This window comes from Streptomyces sp. NPDC059900, from assembly GCF_050270335.1.
Classification (GTDB): domain Bacteria; phylum Actinomycetota; class Actinomycetes; order Streptomycetales; family Streptomycetaceae; genus Streptomyces.
Window position 1 is genome coordinate 1 of record NZ_JBNNJZ010000769.1, and the last position, 3,238, is coordinate 3,238.

Genomic DNA, 3,238 nt, shown 5'->3' on the forward strand with positions numbered 1-3,238 from the left:
TGCGCCGAATGCCCTTTCCCCGCTCTGCGGTGGCCTCATGTGAGGCTGCGTCTCGCAGGGGCCGCGGGGGTTTCGCCGTGTGGTGGAAGGCGTCGGGGCGTAGAGGCAGGCAGGGTTGCCGGTGCGGGTTCGCTCGCGCGGTTGCCGTGTACTGCGGCGTCCGCGGCATGCGGCGGGGATTCGAAGGTACGAGTGCGGGGTGACGTCTTCGGTATGAAGGCGTGTGCGGCGAATGGGTATTGAAGGTGCGGGTCTGCGGTGTCGGCGCGCGGGACCGCCTCGGCGGCAACTGCGTGGTGTGGCCCTGAGCCTCCAGGATCGCCGGGTGGGGTGGCTTGCGGCAGCGGGAATCCCCGCATCAACAATGATGTTGGGCCCGACTGTCAGCATCCGCAGTGTGAAGGGCTTCTCGTGCGCGCCATACAGATCAACCGCTTCGGCACTCCTGATGTCCTCGGCATCGTCGAGGCTCCCGAACCCCGGCCGGGTCCCGGCGAGATCCTGGTCCGCACGGTGGCGACCAGCATCAATCCCGTAGATGACAAGACACGCGAAGGCGCCATCGGCGAAGGCACACCACCGCTGCCGCTGACACTGGGATGGGACCTGGCCGGGATCGTGGTCGACGGCGGCGACAGCGCACTGCCCGTCGGCGAGCGTGTGATCGCTATGTCGCACCAGCTGAGCTCCGGCCGGGGGACATGGGCCGATCTCGTCGCGCTGCCCGCTCGCGCGGTGGCCGCAGCGCCGCGTTCGATCAGCCTGGTGGAGGCGGCCGCCCTGCCGCTCCCCGGTCTGACGGCCTTGCAGACCCTGGACTGGCTGAAGGTGGAGGCAGGCGAGCGGCTGCTCATTGCCGGGGGCGCTGGGGCAGTGGGCGGATTGGCCCTGCAGATCGCACAGGCCCGCGGAGTGAAGGTCGATGCCCTGGTCTCCCGGGACGCTCACCTCGCTTTCGCCCGTGACCACGGTGCCGAACTTGTCACCACCGATGCGCGTTCTCTGGCCGACGGTGCTTATGACGCCGTCTTCGACACGTTCGGGGCCTTCGTCACCAACACAGTGGCCGACGGCGGCCGGTATGCGTCGATCGCCACTCAGGCAGGGCCGGTCCCGGACCTGTCCTCCCGCGGTATCCGCACCACGGTCAACCAGGTGCGCGAGGACGGCGAAGGATTGAACGAGCTGGCCAGGCTCGTCGACAGCGGATCGTTGCGGGTGCGTGTGCACTCCGGCTTCTTCGGGCTCCGAGAAATCCGGGCCGCCCAGGAGCGTTTCCTGCAGGGCGGCCTGGACGGCAAGGTCACCGTGGTCTTCTGATGCGGGTTTCGATCCTCAGGCCGCCCGTGACGTCCTCGCGCGGGCCTGCGCCGAGCATGCTGGTGAGCACGAGCGGAACCGCGTCGAAGCCGATGTCCCGGACCTGCTCGGCGAGCCCGAGTGACTCAGCGGGCGGTGATGTTGAGCATCCAGCTGATGCCGAACCGGTCGACCAGCGAACCCGCCTGGTCGCCCCGCATTTGCCTTTCCAGGGGCAGGGGGGACTGTGCCACCGGCGGACAGCCGCTCGACATGGTCGCGCAGCCCCGGGCCGTCGCCGTCGAGGACCGCGACATGGTTGCCGGGCCCATAGGGCCGGTGGCCGGGCCTGCGGGGTGGTCCCGTGCCATCAGCGTGTAGCCGGCAGGGGTGTCCGGACGCGCGTGCATGATCTTGGCTGCGTCGGGTGAGTCCGGTGAACCGACGTCAGCGACCCCAGCTCCGACACGCCGCCGAAGAGCTGCTGCTGGTACAGCGGGCTCTTCCAGCGTGAGGGATGCCTGGTTCGGCTCATGGGGCGCCGCGACGGGGATCAGGTGCGTGCAGCGCCGATTTCGGCGATGAGTGTCTGAACTCGTTGCTGGATCTCGTCGCGGATGGGTCGCACGGCGTCGATGTCCTGCCCTGCGGGATCTTCCAGAGACCAGTCCAGGTAGGTCTTGCCGGGGAAGACGGGGCAGGTGTCGCCACACCCCATGGTGATGACGTAGTCGGATGCCTGCACGGCTTCGGTGGTCAGCACCTTGGGTGTGGCGGCGGCGATGCCGATGCCGAGTTCGGCCATCGCTGCGACGGCGATCGGATTGACCTGGACTGCCGGGAGAGACCCGGCGGAGCGGACCTCGACGCGGTCTCCCGCGAAGTATGTGAGGAAGCCTGCGGCCATCTGCGAGCGTCCTGCGTTGTGAACGCAGACGAACAGGACCGAGGGCTTGGCGGCGTCAGACACGGGCGGAGCCTTCCGGGGCGGCGGTCGATGCGGCTATCGACATGGCGGAGTCGGGGAAGTAGCGGCGGGCCGCGAGGGCTGCGTAGACGAGGCCGATGAGGACGGGTACCTCGATGAGCGGTCCGACGACTCCCGCGAGGGCCTGGCCGCTGGTGGCGCCGAAGGTGGCGATGGCCACCGCGATGGCCAGCTCGAAGTTGTTGCCCGCGGCAGTGAAGGCCAGTGTCGTCGCCTTCGGGTAGTCGAGCCCAACAGCCTTGCCCAGGGCCATGGACCCGGCCCACATCAGCGCGAAGTACACCAGCAGCGGCAGCGCGATCCGGGCGACGCCGAAGGGCTGGGAGGTGACGGCCTCCCCCTGGAGAGCGAAGAGCACGACGATGGTGAACAGCAGTCCGTACAGGGCGAACGGCCCGATACGCGGGACCAGTTTCGTCTCGTACCAGGTGCGGCCCTTGGCCTTCTCGCCCAGGCGGCGGGTCAGGAACCCGGCGAGCAGCGGTATACCGAGGAAGATCAGGACGCTGCGGGCGATCTCCCACACCGACACGTCCAGAACGGTCTGCTCCAGGCCGAGCCAGCCGGGCAGCACCGACAGGTAGAACCAGCCGAGCAGACTGAACGCCAGCACCTGGAAGACGGAGTTGAGGGCGACCAGGACGGCGGCGGCTTCCCGGTCGCCGCAGGCGAGGTCGTTCCAGATGACGACCATGGCGATGCAGCGCGCGAGCCCGACGATGATCAGGCCGGTGCGGTACTCGGGCAGGTCCGGCAGGAAGACCCAGGCGAGGGCAAACATCAGCGCCGGGCCGAGCACCCAGTTCAACGCCAGTGACGGGATGAGGAGCCGTCCGTCGCGGGTGACGGTGTCGAGGCGGTCGTAGCGGACCTTCGCCAGCACCGGGTACATCATCACGAGCAGTCCGAGCGCGATGGGCAGCGAGACCCCCGTGACGGTGACCTTCGCCA

4 protein-coding genes are annotated in these 3,238 nt (G+C 68.7%); 1 reads left to right on the forward strand and 3 read right to left on the reverse strand.

All coding sequences use genetic code 11. The annotated features are described in order from the left end of the window. Window positions 1–411 precede the first annotated feature (411 nt). The gene (locus tag ACQKIP_RS43605) at window positions 412–1,320 is read left to right on the forward strand and encodes an NADP-dependent oxidoreductase (protein ID WP_365863601.1); all 909 of its coding nucleotides are present in this window, start codon (window positions 412–414) and stop codon (window positions 1,318–1,320) included. A gap of 125 nt (window positions 1,321–1,445) precedes the next feature. On the opposite strand, the gene ACQKIP_RS43610 is transcribed toward ACQKIP_RS43605, so the two are convergent. From ACQKIP_RS43610 to arsB, 3 genes are all read right to left on the reverse strand, one after another. Further along, entirely contained in the window at window positions 1,446–1,709 is a 264-nt protein-coding gene (locus tag ACQKIP_RS43610; protein WP_365863599.1) for a hypothetical protein, read from the reverse strand. 143 nt (window positions 1,710–1,852) lie between these two features. Then, window positions 1,853–2,269 carry an arsenate reductase ArsC gene (locus ACQKIP_RS43615; RefSeq protein WP_365863597.1) on the reverse strand — a complete coding sequence of 139 codons (417 nt, stop codon included), beginning with the start codon at window positions 2,267–2,269 and terminating at the stop codon, window positions 1,853–1,855. Continuing rightward, on the reverse strand, window positions 2,262–3,238 hold a 977-nt coding region (arsB, locus tag ACQKIP_RS43620; RefSeq protein ID WP_427745555.1), incomplete at its 5' end, for an ACR3 family arsenite efflux transporter. The genes arsB and ACQKIP_RS43615, both read right to left, overlap by 8 nt.